Origin of the sequence: Lysobacter sp. TAB13 (assembly GCF_052113885.1) — a bacterium.
In the GTDB taxonomy this organism is placed as follows: domain Bacteria; phylum Pseudomonadota; class Gammaproteobacteria; order Xanthomonadales; family Xanthomonadaceae; genus Lysobacter; species Lysobacter gummosus.
The window spans coordinates 1-436 of the sequence record NZ_JBFRDR010000224.1 but is presented as its reverse complement, the minus strand read 5'-3'; the positions used below and the strand labels follow the sequence as shown (position 1 = coordinate 436).

The 436-nt window shown below is 59.4% G+C and carries 1 protein-coding gene; it reads right to left on the bottom strand.

The features are described 5' to 3' along the window. Nucleotides 1-146: 146 nt before the first annotated feature. The coding region (locus AB4Y92_RS25920) for a hypothetical protein (RefSeq protein WP_441822231.1) at nt 147-436 on the bottom strand (290 nt) is incomplete at its 5' end.

Sequence of the window (436 nt, the reverse complement as noted above, 5' to 3'; positions counted from 1 at the left end):
ATGTTAATGGTGATGGTCGTGCAGACATCTTTATGTCGTCGTCACGGGCGACTTGCCATGGTTCGGCTTCGTATGCTTCCGGGTCAATCGGACATAGCGTGAGGTGGGCCATTTCGAATGCGAGCGGCACTTACAAAGTGACCGATTCACAGGTACGCGCCGCTGAAATTCAGGAGACCGTGAAAAACGGCTATCAGATGATCCTTCATCTGCATGGTCTTGCCTGCGAACGCCGCGGAGCCGCGCAGTGCCGCCATGTTGTTCGGTTCGATCGCAATGGCGAGCTTGTCAGCATTGCTTGGCCAGACGGCCGGGATCGGGCGGCTGGCGGCGACGGGGCGAGAGGTCAGAAGGCCACAGTGGGCGTTCCATCTGCCGCCGAGGTCGCCGACCCCGAGAAAGTCGACGGCGCTTCGTTTGGTGGCTGGGATCACAA